Origin of the sequence: Coprobacter fastidiosus (assembly GCF_030296935.1) — a bacterium.
Lineage (GTDB): Bacteria > Bacteroidota > Bacteroidia > Bacteroidales > Coprobacteraceae > Coprobacter > Coprobacter fastidiosus.
In genome coordinates, this window is sequence record NZ_AP028032.1 from 679,751 (window position 1) to 699,962 (window position 20,212).

The following is a 20,212-nucleotide window of genomic DNA, read 5'->3' on the forward strand; positions in this document are numbered from 1 at the left end:
TAAAACAATAAATAAACTTTCATAATGGGAGATAATAATACTTTAAAAATGAAGTTCAAATTAAATCAAATGGAATTTGAACTTGAAGGAAATCAAGATATTGTAACTAAACAATTCGAGAATTTCAAAGCTTTTGTAACAGATGACTTATTACCACGAATAAACAATACTGTGTATAATGAAGGGGCTATTGACAAAACTAATACACAAGTCCAATTAATAGAATCTAAAGATACTAATAGTTTCGAAGAATTACCAATCCCTTCATTGAAAGAAATTGCTCTTAAAGGACTTCCTAAAACCGAAACTGATTGGTTACTCATATATTGCTATTTTGCATCCGACTTTGGAAAAGACACATTTACCAAAGAAAAAATCAAAGCTTTATATGAGCAAACAAATCGGAAAAATGATAATAGAGTAGCAAACTTATCCAATAATATAAAATCTCTTGTTTCAAGGGACTTTATAGGAGTACATAATGATGATGATTTTCTTATAAAGGAAGCAGGAATTAAATATGCTATGGAAATTATTAAAGGGAACTCAAATAGCAAATCTTCATCAACTAACAAGAGCAAGAAACTCTCTAAAGAAACAACTAATAATGGAAACAGAAAAAATACTAAGGTAACAAAATCCACATTGCTAGACCGATCTTTAAACCTATATCCAGAAGGAACGGAAAGTTTAATAGAATTTTCGACAAAATTTAATTGTGATTCTACTCCTAAATTCATCGTTATAATAGTCTATTATTTAAAAGAGATATTAAAGGTAGATAACATAAATATGAGTGCAATTTATACTTGTCTGAATGAATTAAATATTAGGATACCATCAGCATTGAATACTGTAATAAATAACACTAAAAACAGAAATGGTTGGCTTGAATATGATAGTTTAGAAGACATTGATTTATCAATAAAGGGGCGAAATGCAATTAAATTTGACTTGCCTAAAAAAGATAATTAAAAATGGAGAAAAAACTTGATGATTTTATTAGTAATTTAGAAGGATTTGAAAACTTTTCATTGAGTGAACAAATAGATACATTCGCATATTTTATATTAATCAATCAGAAATACGATGGTTTTATTGCTAAAGAGATTGCATTATGTTTTCATCTTCTTCGTTTAAAGCCTCATACCAATATCCCTTATTATTTATCATCTAACTCAAAAGATAAAAACAGCAAGTTTATTAAACAAAATGGGAAATATTATATTCAAAGGACTTTTAAGCAAAAATTAGATGAAAGATTCGGCTCTCCTGTATTACCCGCAAAGGTTACTTCCGAGTTTTTCCCAATAGATCTGTTATTAAACACACGTGGATATCTTGTCAACGTTGCAAATCAAGCTTTAGCTTCATATAATAAAGGAATATATGATGGGTGTTCTGTACTTACCCGTAAACTTATTGAGATATTAATTATTGAATGTTTCGAAAAACATTCAATAGAAAATCGAATAAAAAAAAGTGATGGCTCTTTTTATTTCTTAAGTGATCTTATTACAGAACTTCTAAAAGACCCAAAATGGAATATAACAAGAAATGCAAAACAAGCATTTCCTAAAATAAAGAAAATAGGAGATATGTCTGCACATAATCGACGTTATGTTGCTTTAAAAGCTGATTTAGATTCTATAAAAGATGATATACGAATAGTTATAGGAGAGTTAATTCATCTTATTGATTATCCTAACTGGAAATAAGTCATAATCAAATAAAGAACATTATTATATAGAAGTGATAAAGATCTGTTATATAAGTTTTAAATAAAAGCATTTTTTACTCTTGTAAAATCAATAAAAATAACTATCTTTGTATTAGTATTCTACATGATGAAAACTACTGCAAAAGTGTGCAAAAAATAAGTAGGAAAAATCATGGGATATGCTTGAAGCTAAAAATATAAAGTTTTAAATATCAGCGTGGTAACTCTCTTTGGAGAATCCCAGGCGGATCACCAGAAAATCAGAGAGTTATACCAAAGTAACTCTCTTTTTTTACGCTCAAATTGCGTTGGTTTACATGGTTCAGTTAAACCGAGAGTTAAACCAAGAATGAATATAAATGCCACGATAGGCGATTATATGAGAAACTAAGAATCAATGAATCATGGATATACTTGACAATAAATCTCCGCAAATGGGTTCATTTTTATGACTTTGAATGAGCTTTCAGATACCATTCAACAAACCCTGCAAAATCAAACACCGCACCTTAATGACGAAAAGGACCTCACTAACCGATAGGTTTACCAATTCTTGCGCATCTCATCTTGTACCCTCCAAAACTAAAGGGACACAGGGAAAATACCATTTATCAGACTGAAAAAGAAGGTTCTATAATAAGGAATCAAATATACTTACTTTTTTATAGAATCTAATAACTTAGGAATTTCATCATAATCTTCAAACCAAATAATGTTTGTTCCCAAACTTGACATCATCATCTCTTGAATAACATGATGAGTTTGTATTATTTTATTGGCAGATATTATATCTATTCTCTCCTTATTTTCCTCATCTATAAGATTATCATTGCTTAACCGTTGCATAAAAACATAATGTCGATTATTCTTAGAATGCTTTTGAGCTGCAATTTCTAATAAACGACGTAAATTAGGGTCACTTAGTGACAATCCAATCATTAAACAGTTATTTTCACGTAACGTTGCTAATTGGACAAGATTAGACCAATGGTAAGGCTCTGAATAAACCTTATGATATGCTTCCTCTGAAAAGATTAAAGAAACATCTTTTTCAATATCTCCTCTACTTGAAATAAAACCATGCACATGATATATAGGCAGCTCGTCTGAATCATGTTGCTCTTCATCCTTATATATCGTTTTATATTCCAGCTTTACTTTGTCTAAATATTCTTCGACTAAGTCATCAAAATTATATGTAATTACAGATTTAATTTTTGCACCACTTCTTTTTGGGGTACATAAATTTATAATCGCATCCATCAATGGTGACGGTTTTTTCGGTGAATCATAGAGAGCTTTTTTTACAGCTGTTATAAAATGTACATCATTATCTTTTTGAGATAATCCTGCTTTCAGATAACGAGCCGCTGCTAAGGTTGAGCTGTTATTAATTTCAATAAATTTCTTCGTAATAGACTGAAGAGTTTCATCTGCTACAACATCATTATTGAAAACCTTATTAACAAAATTAGCATATAAAGAGTTTAATAAAGTCCTCCAGTTTGGGAAACCTGCACTGCAAGATACGCCAGCACCTAAAAGCAATGACATATTACCTTTTTTATATGCTTTCTTTATTTCATTGAGGATATCTAATCTTGACTTTTTCCAATCATCACTACTTTTTCTTATTTCATTTTCTATATCTAACTTAAACAAGCTATTCACAATAGACTCTATAGCGTCAGCATTTTCCTCTATTAATTCATCTATTTTCTTATTATCCCAGAAAATAATTTTGGGGGATTTGTTTGTTATCTCTTTATAACGTACTCCTATTGAAGGGCTAAGGCAAATAATAATAATATATTTAATAGGAGACGTATGTAACAATTCCGTAAATCGCTTTAACATAGAGTTCATCATCGTACAGTTCATCTGATGAACATACTTTATCTCAAAGCCAATCGGACCATCATAAATATCTATACCCGTTTCAATATAGCCATCTAATCTAATCTTGCCAATCTGAAAGTCAGTAATAAAATTTTTCCCTTGCTTACTAAAATGTAATTTGAGCAAGTTTTGAATCAACAACTCAAAGTAAAACCCAGATCTGGATTTATTAGCATTATTTATTCTGTTAATAATATTTTCTATATACATAATTTTATTGGATGTACTAAAATTCGTGGTTATCAAATACAAAAATATAGTATTCTTTTTATTTATAATACTGATTTTTACTAAATTCCTCTGATACATTACCTTTCGGCAACTCATAACGATTTTCAATACAGCTGGAAAAGATTTTCATATCCTCATTCATCATTTATATTTGCTCGGTATTCATAAAAAAAGGGCGGAAGCCGAACATCTGTCGTCTCCAAAACTTGCTACGGCCTTAAACCCAAAAGAAATCAGCCCCGCCCCCTATAAATAAAATATACCGCTTTTCTAAAAAGAAAGGCTTAATTATACTTAGGGGACAAATGGAGCTTTTCTCTATGTACAGGGTTCTTAATTAAATTACGTAGTTGTAGTAATTTTTGGAGACTGTACATAAATAATTTGCTCGCATTCGGATAAATAAATCACTCTCATCGTTGCAAATATAGGTTTTATGTTTTAAAAATACATATTTTTTCTTTATATAAATCCATGACCTAAGACACAAAAGGTCACAAAAAGACATGCTTTCGCGACCCATAGTCGATTCGAAATTTATTTGGATAATACATAAGATTAGCACATTGATCTGTTTTTAGTTTTGAACAACATCTCTATCTCCCCCTATATCTGAAAATCTTTATAACTAATTTTCAAATAAAAAGATTCTATCGCTCCTAAAATAAATATATTTCGTTTCAAAATCAGGGATTCGGGTACAATTATCCGTAAATCATATACAAGTCCATTTGTCTTATCATAATAATTTTGTAATCAGAAATCTTAACAAAAAAAATAGAAAGCTATGGATCACAAATTTTTCCGGGAAAAAGGAGTAAACGATGTTTCATGTATAACCGAAACAACTACTGAGCTTTTCTCACATTCTTGCAAAAATAGTACTATACTGATTTTTTCTGAACTTATAACAGTAAATAATTAAATAAGAATCACTATGAGAAATAAAATTTTATATACGTTTATTGCATTAGTTATAAATATCCCTTTTATTATGGCACAAGAAAAAATCAAACAAACGGCCGGACGTGATCAATTGGGAGAATTTGCTCCTAAATTTGCAGAACTTAATGACGATGTTCTTTTCGGTGAGGTGTGGAGTCGTACTGACAAACTCGGGCTACGTGACCGGAGTCTGGTTACGATCACATCCCTTATCAGTCAAGGTATTACAGATAATTCTCTGATTTTCCATCTTCAATCAGCAAAGAAAAATGGAATTACACGAACTGAAATTGCCGAAATTATCACTCATATCGGCTTTTATGCAGGTTGGCCAAAAGCTTGGGCTGCCTTCAACCTCGCAAAAGAGGTATGGGCAAAAGACAGTGTCGGCAACGACGCAAAAGCCAAATTTCAGCGTGAAATGATTTTCCCTATTGGAGAGCCAAACACCGCATACGCTCAATATTTTATAGGTAACAGCTATCTTGCTCCTATTTCACGCGAGCAGGTAAATATATCCAATGTTACATTCGAACCTCGTTGCCGCAATAACTGGCATATCCACCGTGCAACAGATGGTGGTGGACAAATGCTCATCGGAGTAGCCGGACGTGGCTGGTATCAAGAAGAAGGGAAACCGGCAGTAAAAATTCTTCCCGGAACAATTATTCATATTCCCGCGAATGTCAAACACTGGCACGGAGCTGCATCCGATAGCTGGTTTGCCCACCTTGCGTTCGAAATTCCCGGTAAGGATGCTTCCAACGAATGGCTTGAACCTGTTTCAGATAAAGAATATGAAAAACTTGACCGGTCGGAATAAATTCTAAGAGCCTGTCTAAATCTTGTTCGGATCAAGTTTGATAGAAATCCGCATGAATAGTCGGTTTTTCTCTTGAGATACTGTATAAAAAGTCATATAGGGGAAAAGAGAGTAAAATTTTGTTAATTAGTAAGAAGCAATTACTTACGGTTATCCAAATCCAAGAGATATAATACCGGAGACTACAACTCCGCAGCCAAAGTTTTCTGTTCAACAACATAGAAGACTGGATTAGCAGAGATAATCAGTATACGCCTGATAGATTTGTTAATAGACAAATTTATCAGGCGTATTCCGATAAATACAGTATAATACAACCGGTAATAATGCGACAGGACGTAAGGCCTATTCGCCCGAACTCTACTTTTACGATTACTTGAACCGAATAGGTTGTGAAATAAAAGCTTGTACAGTCCAAAAGGGGTATTCCTGTTTTCATTCCTATTTTAGAATGAAAACAGATGAATTATTATTTGTTTTTGAGTTTTTATACAATCTCTCAAGAGAAAATTAAATGGTGTGTTGTTTCATTTGGCTGAATACTTTATTAAACTTTAAAACGAAGAGTGAACCGACTACCTTTTCCCAATTCACTATCTACAGTCAATGTTCCGTTATGGGCTTCGACAAAATCTTTAGATATAGATAACCCCAAACCGCTACCTTGCACCTTTGTTCCGGGAACTCGGAAATAACGGTCGAATATGCTTTGATGATAACGGGGATCTATTCCCTTACCAAAATCTTGTACATAAATTTCCACAATATCGCCCTCTTGTTTCGCTCCGATAATTATACGTCCGTTTTGCGGAGTATAGCGTATTGCATTACTTAATAAATTCGTGATCACCCAAGCAATCTTTTCACTATCAACAAACAGCTTGCTGATCTTTTCTGGATATTCGACTTCTATCTGGCAACCGAATTTATCTGCCTGAACCTTATTTGCTTTTATCGCATATTCTATCAATTCTATCGGTTTTGTTATTTTAGGCATCAGTTGCAACCGGCCGGTCTCGACCTGAGTCATATTCAACAACTCTCCCGTGATACTCAAAAGCCGGTTACTATTTTCTTTTATGCTCTCAGAAAGTTGTTTCTGCTCATCATTCAGTTCTCCAACCCGATTGTCTTCTAATAGTTTAAGACTCATTAAAATCGCCGAAATAGGAGTCTTCAACTCATGAGATATAGTAGAGATAAGCGTTGTCTTTGCCGAATCCCGCTCTTTAAACTCCGTGATATTATTCAACAAAATAATATTTCCTATGTTCTTCTGTTCATTTTCACCGGCTTCAACAATCCGAATCGGAATATATTTTGCCTGAAAATAACTTTCTTTATTATCTGCATATATCTTCAGAGGTTCTTGTTTTTCATTCGGAGACACCAACTCTTTCACTAAACGACGAAGCAGATCATTTTTTAACGCAACTTCTGTTGCCGAACGATATAACAAATCACCTTTTTTCAAATGCAACAAATTAAGAGCTTCTTCATTGACAAATACAATCTGCATCTCTTCATTCAAACCTATAATAGGTTCTGTGATACTATTTACAATCGCCTCGATGTATTTTTTCCCCGACAAAATATCGGATATTGAACTATCATGAAACTCTTCAAGCCTTTCTGCCATTTTATTAAAAGAAGCCGCAACACCGCCGAACTCTACACCCAACCCAGTTGGTAGCCTTTTTTTATAATTCTGATCAGCAACTTCTTGAATTCCTTTGATCAACTCTTTTATCGGCTTAACGATATATTTAGGGAAATAGGCTAAAAGACCTATGGAAACCAAAATACAGAAAACGAACAAAACAGAAATCCATAATAGAGAGTTCTCCGCCGCCGCTTCCGCCATCTGGTTTTTATGAGAAATAGATATCATATTCAACTCCATGATACGATATAAATCGGCACGCATTTTCCCGATAGATTTTCGATCCAGATTCTTTTGATATTCTTCTAAATGCTCCTTCAAAATACGGGTTGCCTGCAATTCGTCTGTTTCTGTAATATTTTTCTCCTGCAACCTAAAATTTTCAATAAAAACATCTAAAGCGGCAGGATCTGAATCGATCTTTTCCAATGCCACAAGCATACTACGGGCATAATTCAGAGAATTATTATTCGCATCATAAATATTTCTTGAATTCCGGTCTAATTCATATACCGAACTTATGGCAAGCGTACCTAACATAAGAATCATCGCAAAAAGGATGCAAATGCCTAACGTAAGTTTATTTTTTATTCTCATACTCTTTCAGATTTTGAAATCCAAATCTAAGCCAAAATAATTAAATCTATATTGGAAGTTGATAAAAAGTCCACTAATTTTTTATAATTCATAATAGAAAAGATTGCCGAGAAAAAGGATAATTCAGGTTTTCCTATACAACATTTAGTAATATGATTATTTGCACATGTTTCTATAATTCCGTCTATTACATTTGACTTCTGCAACTGAATTACTTCTCCCCCAAGTTCCGTCGCCAATTTAAAATGATTCAACAAGTGACGCTGCACCGCCAGCGGAATTCTGTCGGCACTTTCTTTCGGTGTCTGAACATATAAAACCGAGAACTGCGTATTATGATGAATTGCCAACCGTGCAGCTTTCCGTATCAGCTTACGAGGTGTTTTTTCATTGGTACTAATACACACTAATATTTTTTCATGTCTTACTCCTACATTACCTACTACGACTTCATCTTCGACTTTTTTTGCGACACGCAAAGCGACCTCTTTCAATGCCAGCTCTCTCAATTGTAAAATATTATCGGCATTAAAAAAATGGGACAACGCCCACTCCACTTTATCCGAACGATATATCTTCCCTGCCTTCAGACGTGCCAAAAGTTCTTCTGCCGTCAAGTCTATATTTACGACTTCATCGGCTTCTTCCAAAACGCTATCCGGAATACGCTCTTTTACTTCTATTCCCGATATTCGCTGAATTTCATCGTTCAACGCCTCTATATGCTGGATATTAACCGCACTGATTACATTGATTCCCTCATCAAGAAGCTGAAGGACATCTTGCCACCTTTTTTCATTCAGGCTTCCCTCCACATTAGTATGCGCCAATTCATCGACGATTACAATTTCAGGACGTATCCGGATAATCGCTTCCACATCCATTTCTTCCAATTCCTTGCCTTTATAAAAGATTTTCCGACGTGGTATTACGGGAAGCCCTTTCAACTGTGCATCCGTATCTGTACGACCATGAGTCTCAACGTAACCGATCTGTACATCTACACCGCTTTCCAACAATTGGTGCGCTTCCTGAAGCATTCGATAAGTTTTCCCTACTCCAGCAATCATGCCGATATATATCTTAAACTTACCCCGTCTCGATTGCTTTATTAAATCTAAAAAATGCTGGACACTTTTTTCTTTATCCATCTCCACCGCTTTATAAAATACATATACCCCCGGTGTCGCTAATCACCGAGGGGTATAAACAAAACATATTTAAATAGAACAACACAACTTTATCATCGTATAGTAATCCCGAAAACGAAATGTACGTCTTCACGATTAGGATTCCAAATTACTTGCGTATAAACCGGCAAGGAAAAACGCTCATTAAAATGGATCTCCTTTGTCGCTTTCAATGACACATTCGTAACGGCAAAATCATCATTTTTATATTGTTCTGAACGCCAAGGACTACAACCGACGGCAGCATTCAACTGTACCCCCTTAACGGTAAAAGGATACCCGAATTCCATATAAGAAGAATAAGCGTTGACACGGCTACCATCAGAAATCGTCTTACGGTCACCTCCTGCAAACATCGTATACCAAGAAATACTTAACGGAAATTTCTCAACCGGAAGCGCATAGGACAATCCCGCTTCAAAAATATGATCTGTAGTGTGATTATCAAAATTGAAATAGTTATTTTTACCATTTTCTCGATCATTATAAATACCAGACTGACCTGCCCACCACAAATCGGCAACAGAAATAGTCAAACCGGCAATAGAATAAGCAGCCGTAATATCGGCTTCTTTATGACCTTGTCCTGTAAAATCGACACTACCCCATGCTGTCAGAGAAAACCCGGCTACTTGAAGACCTAATGTAGGCTGAACAGCAGCACCAGACTGGTACATACCCCTCCAAATATAAGAACTTACTAAATCTCCCTGTACATTAAAACTTACTCCTTTATTTTCTTCTTGTGCTTTGAGAACTACGGGAGATATAACACTCAACAATATAATTATAAACTTTTTCATTTCCAATTTTCTTATCTTTGATATATTCTATTATTAATATTAATTATTTATTTTGTTGGTCCAACGCAACGTTCAGTTTCAAGACATTTACTTTTGCCGTTCCGAAAAGTCCTAATAATGGAGCTTCGGTATTTTCCTCTACAATTTTACGGACCTTATCTTCTTGCATACCCCGAGCTTTTGCTACTCGTTTTATTTGCACTTCTGCACTTTGCGGTGTTATGTGAGGATCAAGTCCCGAACCGCTGGCTGTTACCATTTCTGCAGGTACTTCATTCCGTTTTAAATAAGGGTGATGCACCAAAAAAGTATCAATACGCACTTCTACTTCTTCGAGATATTCGGGATTTGTAGGACCTTTATTACTTCCGGCAGACGCATCTGCTGTATAATCGGCAGCAGAAGGACGTCCCCAAAAGTAAATATCCTTAGTAAATTTTTGTCCGACATTCGCCGCTCCAACGACTTTTCCATCCAACGTCACAACTTCGGCATTTCCGTTTCCCGGTCCTGCTACTTTGGCAAAAGCCCATAAAACGAAGATGTAGCATAAAGAAAAGAATACACAGAATACCAGCGTTATCTTTATCGATTTCCAAACTATTGATTTCATCTCTATCATTATTATTTAAAAGAATAAACTTACAAACATATCTATCAATTTAATTCCTATAAAAGGCACGATAATACCTCCAAGTCCGTATATCAACAGATTTCTGCGAAGAAGAGCGGATGCTCCTATTGGCTTATACGTTACACCCTTCAAAGCCAGAGGAATTAACGCCGGAATAATCAATGCATTGAATATCACTGCCGAGAGGATAGCCGTTTCAGGACTATGCAGATTCATTATATTTAACGCTGCAAGTTGCGGAATGGCAATCATGAACAGAGCCGGGACAATTGCAAAATATTTTGCCACATCATTCGCAATAGAGAAAGTTGTCAAAGTTCCACGTGTCATCAACAACTGTTTTCCTATCTCCACGATTTCTATCAATTTTGTAGGGTCGTTGTCCAAATCTACCATATTACCGGCTTCTTTAGCAGCTTGTGTCCCACTATTCATAGCAACACCGACATTAGCCTGTGCCAGAGCAGGAGCGTCATTTGTTCCGTCTCCCATCATTGCAACCAACTTGCCGCTGTTTTGCTCTTTCTTGATATATTCCATCTTATCTTCCGGTTTAGCTTCTGCAATATAATCATCAACTCCGGCTTTTGCTGCAATATATTTAGCTGTAAGAGGATTATCCCCGGTCACCATAACGGTCTTCACTCCCATTTTACGCAGACGTTCAAAACGTTCTTGTATTCCCGGCTTAATAATATCTTGCAACTCAATAACTCCTACTACTTTGCGATCTACACTGACAACCAAAGGAGTTCCCCCGTTACTTGAAATCACATTGACCAATTCTTCGGCATCTTTCGGGAATGTATATCCGGCTTGAGTAGTAATCGTACGGATTGCATCAAAAGAACCCTTTCTGATCTGCATACCGTCTTTCATATCTACTCCTGAACACTTTGTTTCGGCAGTAAACCGGATCATCCGTTCTACCATCATACCTTGTCTTGAAGCATTTACATCAAGCCCTTTACCTAACTCAACGATAGATTTGCCTTCCGGTGTTTCATCAGAAAGTGAAGAGAGCACACACCATGAAACAAATGTTTTAAAATCTACCGAAGCATCTGTACAATACATTTTCGTCGCTTTCCGGTTACCGATCGTTATCGTACCCGTTTTATCCAAAAGTAATGTGTCTATATCACCGGCAGTCTCAACAGCTTTACCTGATTTCGTAATCACATTAGCCCGCAAAGCACGATCCATACCGGCTATACCAATTGCAGAAAGCAATCCTCCGATCGTCGTAGGGATAAGACAGACAAACAGTGCGATAAGTGATCCGACTGCAATTGTAGCACCGCTATAATCTGCAAACGGTTTTAAGGTTACACAAACAATCACAAAAACAAGAGTAAATCCTGCCAACAATATAGTCAAAGCTATTTCATTCGGTGTTTTTTTACGAGAAGCCCCCTCAACAAGGGCAATCATCTTATCCAAAAAACTTTCACCGGGACGACTCGTCACCAAAACTTTTATAACATCGGAAAGGACCTTAGTACCGCCTGTTACAGAACTCTTATCTCCTCCGGCTTCACGAATGACTGGGGCACTTTCTCCAGTTATTGCACTCTCATCGATAGAAGCCAAACCTTCGATAATTTCCCCGTCTGCCGGAATAACATCTCCGGCTTCGCACAAAAAGATATCTCCTTTTTTCAATTCAGAACTCGGTACGACTTTAATTTTATCTCCAGACAACCTCTTTGCCGGAGTTTCCTCTCTTGTCTTTCTCAAACTATCGGCTTGAGCTTTCCCTCTTGCTTCGGCTATCGCTTCTGCAAAATTGGCAAACAGTAAAGTCACAAACAAGATTATAAATAAAGTCATGTTATACCCAAATGAACCCTGAGTAGGATCAACTAACGAATAGAACGTTATAGGCAACATTAATAGCGTAACGACTTCGACAGTGAACATGATCGGATTTTTAATCATCATGCGCGGATCGAGTTTTACGAACGATTGTTTTATACTTGCTAAAACCTGCTCTTTCTGAAAGAGCGAAGTTGAAATATTCTTTTTCATCTCAGACTCTTAATTAAATATATAAACTTAAATGTTCGGCAATAGTACTTAATGCGTGAACCGGGAAGAAAGACAGTGCTGCAACGATAAAGATAACGGCAAATGTCATAGCGCCGAATGTTGCAGTATCGGTTTTTAACGTTCCGGCACTTTCCGGAATATATTTCTTTTCAGCAAGCAATCCGGCAATTGCAACCTGTCCGACTATCGGAATAAAACGAGAAAGAATCAATACGATACCACAGGTATAGTTCCAGAACATCGTGTTATCTCCTAATCCTTCGAATCCTGAACCGTTATTGGCTGCACAAGAAGTATATTCATACAACATTTCACTCAACCCATGGAAAGACGGGTTATTCAACCAACCTCCTTCCGATTCTACAAAAGCCGGATTATGAACATATAAATAAGATGCTAAAGCTGTTCCTACCAGAATAACGAACGGATGAAGTAAAGCCACGATCGTTGCGATTTTCATTTCTTTGGCTTCGACTTTCTTTCCTAAAAATTCAGGAGTACGCCCTACCATAAGACCACTGATGAAGACTGCAATGATAATAAATACATAATAGTTCATAAAACCGACGCCGACTCCACCGAACCAAGTGTTGATCTGCATATTCAACATCTCGATCAATCCGCTCAACGGCATCGTACTGTCATGCATACCGTTTACCGAACCATTCGATGTTACAGTTGTGGTAACGCTCCAGAATGCTGTTCCGGCAGCACCCAAACGAACTTCCTTACCTTCCATAGCACCATTTTCCTGGGCTATTCCCATGTTATCGATTGCAGGATTCCCATTCATTTCGTAATAGGTATTAATACCTACCCCGACAATATAAGCAAAGAACATTACGGCAAAAATACTTGCTCCGAACTTTTTCCGTTTCAGATAAAATCCTAAAGCCCATATCATAGCCATCGGAATAATCAATATCGAACAACATTCGAAAATATTGGTCAAGAATGTCGGATTTTCCAACGGATGAGAGGAATTCACTCCGAAATATCCACCTCCATTAGTACCCAATTGCTTAATAGGAACAATTGCTGCGGCAGGTCCTTGCGAAACCATTTGTGTTCCGCCTTCTAATGTATTTACCTCCATTTTTCCGTCAAATCCCATCGGTGTTCCTTCAAGAATCAAAACAAAACCGACAAGTAAGGAAAGAGGTAATAAAATACGTGTACAACTACGTACCAAGAAATACCAGAAGTTCCCGATTGTTTTTGTCGTTTTTGCTGCCATCGCTTTCATTATTCCTGCCATTGCCGCCATACCGGTTGCCGCAGTTATAAATTGGAAAAGCATAATGACAAACAATTGTGTGAAATAAGTCAAACCGCTCTCTCCGCTATAATGCTGAAGATTACAATTTACCATGAAACTGATACATGTATTGAATGCCTGATCAGCCGTCTGGTTAGCATTCCCGTCCGGATTTAACGGCAGCCACTGCTGGGTACACAACAATATCATTCCCCAGAAAAACCAAACTAAATTTAAAACCAATAATGCTTTCAGGAATTGTTTCCAGTTCATTTCTTCTTTCGGATCAACCCCTACCAGCTTATAAATAAAATTTTCTACAGGAGTAAAGAAATCCCAACGACTTTTTTCTCCTTTATATACTTTTGCAATATGTTTCCCCAGCGGATAACTAAATACCAGCAAAATCACAATTTGCAAAACAGATCCTAATATTTCCGTATTCATTTCTATTAACTGTTACGAATTTTAAAACTTTTCGGGATTGACAAGCACATACATCAAATACCCAAACAAAACCAAACTAATAATAAATAAAATTGTGTACATAAAAACTCCTTTCTTTTCAGATTTTCTCAAACCAATCTATACACTTTAAAAAGAGCCAAAAACATGCAGCTCCACTTAAACACATAATAATAAATGATAGCACTTCATTCATATTGTCATTCTTTTTAATTAAACATGCCAGCTTTATAGCGAATGATGTGCCAAAATGGGAAGCAAAATACTACTATACTAAAAATGAACACTTTATATAATTAGGCTATTATAATAAACGGGGTGCAGCCTTTTCAAAATGAAAAGGCTGCACCCCGTTTTGAAAAATATAATTTCACTCTATAACCCGTACTCTTCTATCTTGCGATAAAGGGTAGTCAACCCGATTTTAAGTAATCGAGCCGCTTCGGTTTTATTTCCTTTAGTATATTCGAGAACACGAATAATATGTAGCTTTTCTATTGACGCCAACTCAAAATCAGAACATGAACTACTTCCGATACTCTTGTTTTCACTTATCTGTTGAATATCAATAGGAAGGTCTGTCGATGTCAGAATCTCCCCATTACAAACAATCATACTACGTTCTATTACATTCCTTAATTCCCGTACATTTCCATTCCATGTGTACCGACACAACACCTCATAAAAAGAAGAGTCGATCTTCGGAATCGACATACGTAGTTTCTCAGCGAATGATCGTATAAAACTATCTGCCAATAAAGGAATATCTTCGGGATGTTCTCTTAATGCAGGTAACTGTATCCGAAAAACCGACAGCCTGTAAAAGAGATCTTCCCTAAAACTTCCGTTTTCGATTTCTTGTACCAAATCCCTGTTGGTTGCAGCGATGACCCGGACGTTTACTTTCGTCGGCTTCGTTTCCCCAATCTTTATATATTCTCCTGATTCTAAAATACGAAGTAATTTTGCCTGAAGATCATATGCCATCTCTCCGATCTCATCTAAAAAGATAGTACCATTATCAGCCTCTTCAAATAAACCTTTTTTATCCTTTAATGCCCCGGTAAAAGCTCCAGCTTTATACCCGAACATTTCACTTTCCAATAATTCTTTACTAAAAGCGGAACAATTGACTGCAACAAAAGACTTCTTATTTCTCAAGCTATTTTTATGTATTGCTTGAGCAAACACTTCTTTTCCCGTTCCGGTCTCTCCGGTCAACAATACCGGAACATCGGTCATACTTACTCTCTTGGCCAAAGATACCGCATCTGAAAGCAAACGGGAACTTCCGATAATAGAGTCAAACGAATATTGTCTCTCATCCATTCGGTCTTCTTTATTTACCGACTTATTTTTAGCGGCTTTTTCCGAAGCTTGACTCAATAAAGGTATAATCCGGTTATTATCATCCCCTTTGGTTATATAATCGAATGCACCGTTTTTAATCGCCTGTACACCATCAGAAATATTACCATGTGCCGTCAACAATATCACCTCCGACATAGGAAACTCTTTTTTCAGACGGACAACAAAGTCTACGCCATTCCCATCAGGAAGAAAAACATCACACAACACGACGTCCGGGACAGCTCTTTTCATTTCGGATAAAGCTGTTTTGCAGTCGGCAGCCTGATAAATTTCATAACCTTCTAATTCGAGCATTCTTGCCAATAGCTTCCGTATCTGGTCTTCATCATCGACAATCAATATCTTACCCATCTTTTTTATAAAATTATCTTATAGCCTATTTAAGTTTTACGATAAAGCAAATTTTATCAAGTCTTTTCTCTGCTTGTTCTCTCGTTTTCATTCGTCAGATAGCCATCACTTCATGTAAAAATAAAAAAACATCCTCGAAAGAGACCCTCAAATCTGACCCGAGCAAAATTTAGACAAGCTCTTATCGGCAAATATATATTTTATTTATCTTACTCCCAAATAATCACTTTTATTAGAAAAACCCGACAATTCTTCCTGTTTAAACAAGCCACAAAAAAAACGCTCCGTTTTCGGAGCGTTTTTCTGTATATGCTGTAAATATTATTCAGCACTTTCTGCAGGAGCAGCTTCAGCAGCAGGAGTCTCTTCGACCGGAGCTTCTTCTGTCGCAGCCGCAGCAGCCTCTGCCTCAGCAGCAGCCTTTTCAGCTTTTTTCTTAGCGACAACCTCAGCAATAGCCTTATTAACTTCTTTTTCTGCTTCAAGGCGTTTCTTTGCATCAGCCTGTTTAGCATCGGCAAGCTTAGCCTTTATAGCTTCAACAGCATTTTGTTTGTTTTTCAACCAGGCTTGGAAACGGGTTTCAGCTTCTTCTAAAGAGAATGCACCTTTTTTGACACCGCCTAACAAGTGTTTTTTCATCAACACGCCTTGTGCAGACAAGATATTACGAGTTGTATCGGTGGGTTGAGCACCGGTTTGAAGCCAATACAAAGCTCTTTCGAAATCCAAATTTATTGTAGCAGGATTAGTGTTCGGATTATAAGAACCTATCCTTTCAATAAACTTACCATCACGTGGTGCCCTGCTATCGGCGATTACAATGTGATAGAACGGATAACCTTTACGACCGTGTCTCTGTAATCTAATTTTAGTTGCCATTTGAAATTTTTTAAATTGTTATTACTTGCATTAGCGGCGCAAAGGTACGTTAAATGTTTCAATATACAAAATATTTACTTTAAGAAACTTCCTTAATCCATAAAATTTACCTATTCTGAAAACAAATATACCTTTATTATATAAGAGTCGGTCGTACAAATGTACGACCGACTCTAAGCCTTCCAAATTTTTATTAGACTTTCTAAAAAACTTATGATCAATTTTACTCAGAAAGGCTCTAAAATCCCAAACAAAATTTAAAGTTCATCATCATACAGGAATACAAAAATGACATAAAATTGCAATGAAATTGTAGTAAAAAAGATAAAAATATATGCTATCTTTGTAAAATAAATGAACAGACTACGGGAAATAGTCTCTTGTCCAAATAAACCTTCGTTTAATTGGACAGTCTAAATAAAAGTTGTATATGGTAAATACAGAACTTTATCTTATTCATGCATAGATAATTGTTCTGAACAATTGAAGAATGTGTTTTAGATTTTAAAGGGATGATAAAAACGAACGATTGTTTGGATAGGATGAAAAAAATCAAAATACCTGTTCCTTTTGTTTCTCTTCCCCTTTTTTATTTAAACCCAAATTAAAATTTAAAAGTATTTTTATTTACTAACCAAAATAAAACGATTATGAAAAAAACTACTTTTTTTAAATCTCTATTAGTAACAGCACTCACTCTCTTCGGAAGTAAATCTTTCGCAGACAATTATGTGCAAATTACTTCAATGGATGAACTTACCACTGGATCTTATGTTGTTGTCGGTGGGACATCTTCTAATGCTATGTCTACTACCCAGTCAACAACAAAAAACCCTTATATGGAAATCGAAGCTGTAAGTATAGAGGGAGATAAAATTACCAACCCTGATGCATCTGTTATTTGGACAATCACAAAAGATAATGACGGGACTTTCTCTCTTTCAGCAAACGGACAATACATCAGTTCTAATGGTTCAGAGAATTCAGCCAAATTAATTGACGCTATCGCCAATACAGCAAAATACAACGTTACTATTAATGGAGGAAAATTTAAATTCAACAACATTGAACCTAACGAAAGATTTTTGCAATATAATGCTTCGGCCAAAAGATTTGCATGTTATAAAAGTACTTCTAATCAACAAGACCTGCAATTGTTTAAATTAGAAGTGATAGAAGAAAATACTACTGCTGTACCAAGCATCACTCCTCTTAGCGGTACATATTACACCGAACAAGAAGTTTCTATGACATGTGAAACTGCCGATGCAAAAATCTATTATACGACAAACGGTGATGTACCGACTGCAGAATCAACTCCTTACACTACACCGTTCAAAGTTTCTACTACTACGACCATCAAAGCAATCGCGATAGCCGACGGTTTAAAAGCAAGTAGTGTAAAAGAAGTGGTTTTAACTTTCCCAATCGCTACTGAAGTAGCTAACATCGCAGAATTCATGTCCACAGCAACTGAAGGGGACGCTGTTTACAAAATTACCGGTCCTGTAACTGTAGTTTATCAAAACGGCATAAACCTTTATATACAAGATGAAAGTGGCAGTTTATTAGTTTATGGAGACGCTGTCGGTGAATATAAAGAAGGCGATGTAATAACCGGATTAATCGGAGAATATGGAGTTTATCAAGATATAACTCAAATGCTCCCTCTATATGCACCTGATGCTGTAAGCGGAACACCGGCTGAACCTGTAACAATGAACATTTCAGAAATTACAACCGCTGACGTATATAAATATATTAAATTGTCAGAAGCTGTATTTAAGGAAGATGCAACATTCGAAACCGGCAAAACTACTAATGGAGTAGTAGTAAGCGGTGATAAAGAAATGACTATCCGTAACAGTTTCAGAGTTATTGACGGAACTTTCGAAGCATCGAAGAAATGGGATATTATCGGATTCGTATCGGTTTACCAAGGAACACCTCAAATATATCCGATAAGTATCACAGAATCTACACTTGACGGAGTAAAAGCCGCTACAACAGATGACAATATAACTATTTACAGCTCGAATGGTAAAATTTATGTCAATGCCATTGGCGGTGAAAAAATCGAACTATTCAACATTACCGGTCAAAAGGTTGCCGAAAAAGTCGCTGTTTCCGGAATAAATGTTCTTGATGCAGTTTATGATATCACGCTTGTAAAAGTAGGTTCTAAAGTAGTTAAAGTTGTCAAATAATGAGTCAATTTATATTTTCGAAAAAAGCGTGGCTTTTCCACGCTTTTTTCATTTTCAGTTTCAGTATCATCGCTCAAACCCCTGTATGGACAGAAAATTTTGAATATCCTATAGGTGATGAAATAGGTAAACATGGCTGGTTGTTCGAAAACGATAATCCATATCTGAAAGTTTGTCCGGGACTGACATTCGAAGGATATGCCGGATCAGGTATCGGAAACGGACTACAGATAGAAGAGGAAAATAAAAATGCCGCCCGGCATACATTCCCGCAAATATCGGAAGGGTGTGTCTATGTGTCTTTTCTCGTTCAGTTCAACAGCAATCTTAAAAGCCAGTATTTTTTCACTTTATGGGACGGAAATATGCCGAGTTGGGCTGGCGGGACAGATACCAAATTTGCCTTTAACGGACGAATATACGGTGAGAAGAATTCTGATTTCGATTCAAGGTTAAATATCGGCTTATCTTTTTATGATAATCAAAAAGCGGTCTACACGACCGATAAACCTGTTGTAATCGGAGAAACTTATCTCCTCGTAATCAAATATGAAATAGTACCGGGAGATAACAATGATAAAGTTTCTTTATATCTTTTAGATCGCATACAGGATCAAGAACCAGAGCAACCTTTATTAGGGCCGTTATCCGATAATGCTTCTAAAGGAGATATATACCCTGCCGGACTGATGTTCCGTGCAAGCCATACCGGGCAGGATATTATTGTCGATGGGATACGAGTTGGTACTACATGGGAAAGTATCATATCTTCCTCCTCATCGGGGATATCAAAAGAATCAATAAACAATAGACTGAAAATCAGGAAAGATTCTCAAAATATCTTCATAACTTTACCCAAAGAAGAACAGATAAACATATATGGAATAAACGGAAAACTTCTTTTCTCGGTCAAAGGGAATACCGGAATCAACCGTATTCCGATTCTTAATAAAGGGTTATATTTCGTTACAGCAGGAAAAGAAAAAGGAAAAGTGCTTTTTTAAATACTTCAAGAGATAGTCGTCTAAATTTTCTATCAGGAAAAGAAAATATTACGACAATCGATAAAATCTACCATTAGAAAATTTACTACAATAAACACCCCAACCTTTTCTTCCGAG

At 36.1% G+C, this 20,212-nt stretch carries 15 protein-coding genes; 5 read left to right on the plus strand and 10 right to left on the minus strand.

The window, feature by feature from the left end:
- Positions 1–24: 24 nt before the first annotated feature.
- The gene (locus QUE35_RS02735) at positions 25–975 is read left to right on the plus strand and encodes a hypothetical protein (RefSeq protein ID WP_022601218.1); all 951 of its coding nucleotides are present in this window, start codon (positions 25–27) and stop codon (positions 973–975) included.
- A gap of 2 nt (positions 976–977) precedes the next feature.
- Positions 978–1,718, plus strand: coding sequence for a hypothetical protein (locus tag QUE35_RS02740; protein ID WP_022601217.1), 741 nt, complete (start codon positions 978–980; stop codon positions 1,716–1,718).
- Positions 1,719–2,374: 656 nt separating this feature from the next.
- Here QUE35_RS02740 and QUE35_RS02745 read toward each other — a convergent pair.
- Positions 2,375–3,829 carry an SIR2 family protein gene (locus QUE35_RS02745; protein WP_022601216.1) on the minus strand — a complete coding sequence of 485 codons (1,455 nt, stop codon included), beginning with the start codon at positions 3,827–3,829 and terminating at the stop codon, positions 2,375–2,377.
- A gap of 958 nt (positions 3,830–4,787) precedes the next feature.
- Between QUE35_RS02745 and QUE35_RS02750 the strand changes: the two genes are divergently transcribed.
- Positions 4,788–5,618 (plus strand): carboxymuconolactone decarboxylase family protein, encoded by an 831-nt coding sequence (locus QUE35_RS02750; protein ID WP_022389976.1) that lies wholly within the window; start codon positions 4,788–4,790, stop codon positions 5,616–5,618.
- A 547-nt stretch (positions 5,619–6,165) separates the two neighbouring features.
- Here the strand turns inward: QUE35_RS02750 and QUE35_RS02755 are convergent.
- From QUE35_RS02755 to QUE35_RS02790, 9 genes are all read right to left on the minus strand, one after another.
- Entirely contained in the window at positions 6,166–7,878 is a 1,713-nt protein-coding gene (locus QUE35_RS02755) for an ATP-binding protein (RefSeq protein WP_022389977.1), read from the minus strand.
- A gap of 26 nt (positions 7,879–7,904) precedes the next feature.
- Positions 7,905–9,029, minus strand: a complete 1,125-nt coding sequence (locus QUE35_RS02760; protein ID WP_009319441.1) for a sensor protein KdpD — start codon at positions 9,027–9,029, stop codon at positions 7,905–7,907.
- A 92-nt stretch (positions 9,030–9,121) separates the two neighbouring features.
- Positions 9,122–9,871 carry a TorF family putative porin gene (locus tag QUE35_RS02765; protein ID WP_022389979.1) on the minus strand — a complete coding sequence of 250 codons (750 nt, stop codon included), beginning with the start codon at positions 9,869–9,871 and terminating at the stop codon, positions 9,122–9,124.
- A gap of 43 nt (positions 9,872–9,914) precedes the next feature.
- Positions 9,915–10,484, minus strand: coding sequence for a K(+)-transporting ATPase subunit C (locus QUE35_RS02770; RefSeq protein ID WP_009319443.1), 570 nt, complete (start codon positions 10,482–10,484; stop codon positions 9,915–9,917).
- A 15-nt stretch (positions 10,485–10,499) separates the two neighbouring features.
- Positions 10,500–12,536, minus strand: a complete 2,037-nt coding sequence (gene kdpB / locus QUE35_RS02775; RefSeq protein WP_022389980.1) for a potassium-transporting ATPase subunit KdpB — start codon at positions 12,534–12,536, stop codon at positions 10,500–10,502.
- 13 nt (positions 12,537–12,549) lie between these two features.
- Positions 12,550–14,262 carry a potassium-transporting ATPase subunit KdpA gene (gene kdpA, locus QUE35_RS02780; RefSeq protein ID WP_009319446.1) on the minus strand — a complete coding sequence of 571 codons (1,713 nt, stop codon included), beginning with the start codon at positions 14,260–14,262 and terminating at the stop codon, positions 12,550–12,552.
- 21 nt (positions 14,263–14,283) lie between these two features.
- Positions 14,284–14,364 carry a K(+)-transporting ATPase subunit F gene (gene kdpF / locus QUE35_RS13670; RefSeq protein WP_081705664.1) on the minus strand — a complete coding sequence of 27 codons (81 nt, stop codon included), beginning with the start codon at positions 14,362–14,364 and terminating at the stop codon, positions 14,284–14,286.
- 291 nt (positions 14,365–14,655) lie between these two features.
- Entirely contained in the window at positions 14,656–16,002 is a 1,347-nt protein-coding gene (locus QUE35_RS02785; protein WP_022601035.1) for a sigma-54-dependent transcriptional regulator, read from the minus strand.
- A 321-nt stretch (positions 16,003–16,323) separates the two neighbouring features.
- Positions 16,324–16,884 (minus strand): 30S ribosomal protein S16, encoded by a 561-nt coding sequence (locus QUE35_RS02790; protein ID WP_009319448.1) that lies wholly within the window; start codon positions 16,882–16,884, stop codon positions 16,324–16,326.
- 650 nt (positions 16,885–17,534) lie between these two features.
- Here QUE35_RS02790 and QUE35_RS02795 point away from each other — a divergent pair.
- The gene (locus QUE35_RS02795; RefSeq protein WP_022601036.1) at positions 17,535–19,091 is read left to right on the plus strand and encodes a chitobiase/beta-hexosaminidase C-terminal domain-containing protein; all 1,557 of its coding nucleotides are present in this window, start codon (positions 17,535–17,537) and stop codon (positions 19,089–19,091) included.
- A complete protein-coding gene (locus QUE35_RS02800) occupies positions 19,091–20,095 on the plus strand; it encodes a T9SS type A sorting domain-containing protein (protein WP_022601037.1) in 1,005 nt (334 codons plus the stop codon). The genes QUE35_RS02795 and QUE35_RS02800 overlap by 1 nt, the downstream gene beginning before the upstream one ends.
- The last annotated feature ends 117 nt before the right edge of the window (positions 20,096–20,212 follow it).

Excerpts from the sequence above, each read along its gene's own strand:
- QUE35_RS02735 (WP_022601218.1), top strand. The coding sequence starts at position 25 with ATGGGAGATAATAATACTTTAAAAATGAAGTTCAAATTAAATCAAATG.
- QUE35_RS02740 (WP_022601217.1), top strand. The coding sequence starts at position 978 with ATGGAGAAAAAACTTGATGATTTTATTAGTAATTTAGAAGGATTTGAA.
- QUE35_RS02745 (WP_022601216.1), bottom strand. The coding sequence starts at position 3,829 with ATGTATATAGAAAATATTATTAACAGAATAAATAATGCTAATAAATCC.
- QUE35_RS02750 (WP_022389976.1), top strand. The coding sequence starts at position 4,788 with ATGAGAAATAAAATTTTATATACGTTTATTGCATTAGTTATAAATATC.
- QUE35_RS02755 (WP_022389977.1), bottom strand. The coding sequence starts at position 7,878 with ATGAGAATAAAAAATAAACTTACGTTAGGCATTTGCATCCTTTTTGCG.
- QUE35_RS02760 (WP_009319441.1), bottom strand. The coding sequence starts at position 9,029 with ATGGATAAAGAAAAAAGTGTCCAGCATTTTTTAGATTTAATAAAGCAA.
- QUE35_RS02765 (WP_022389979.1), bottom strand. The coding sequence starts at position 9,871 with ATGAAAAAGTTTATAATTATATTGTTGAGTGTTATATCTCCCGTAGTT.
- QUE35_RS02770 (WP_009319443.1), bottom strand. The coding sequence starts at position 10,484 with ATGAAATCAATAGTTTGGAAATCGATAAAGATAACGCTGGTATTCTGT.
- kdpB (WP_022389980.1), bottom strand. The coding sequence starts at position 12,536 with ATGAAAAAGAATATTTCAACTTCGCTCTTTCAGAAAGAGCAGGTTTTA.
- kdpA (WP_009319446.1), bottom strand. The coding sequence starts at position 14,262 with ATGAATACGGAAATATTAGGATCTGTTTTGCAAATTGTGATTTTGCTG.
- kdpF (WP_081705664.1), bottom strand. The coding sequence starts at position 14,364 with ATGTACACAATTTTATTTATTATTAGTTTGGTTTTGTTTGGGTATTTG.
- QUE35_RS02785 (WP_022601035.1), bottom strand. The coding sequence starts at position 16,002 with ATGGGTAAGATATTGATTGTCGATGATGAAGACCAGATACGGAAGCTA.
- QUE35_RS02790 (WP_009319448.1), bottom strand. The coding sequence starts at position 16,884 with ATGGCAACTAAAATTAGATTACAGAGACACGGTCGTAAAGGTTATCCG.
- QUE35_RS02795 (WP_022601036.1), top strand. The coding sequence starts at position 17,535 with ATGAAAAAAACTACTTTTTTTAAATCTCTATTAGTAACAGCACTCACT.
- QUE35_RS02800 (WP_022601037.1), top strand. The coding sequence starts at position 19,091 with ATGAGTCAATTTATATTTTCGAAAAAAGCGTGGCTTTTCCACGCTTTT.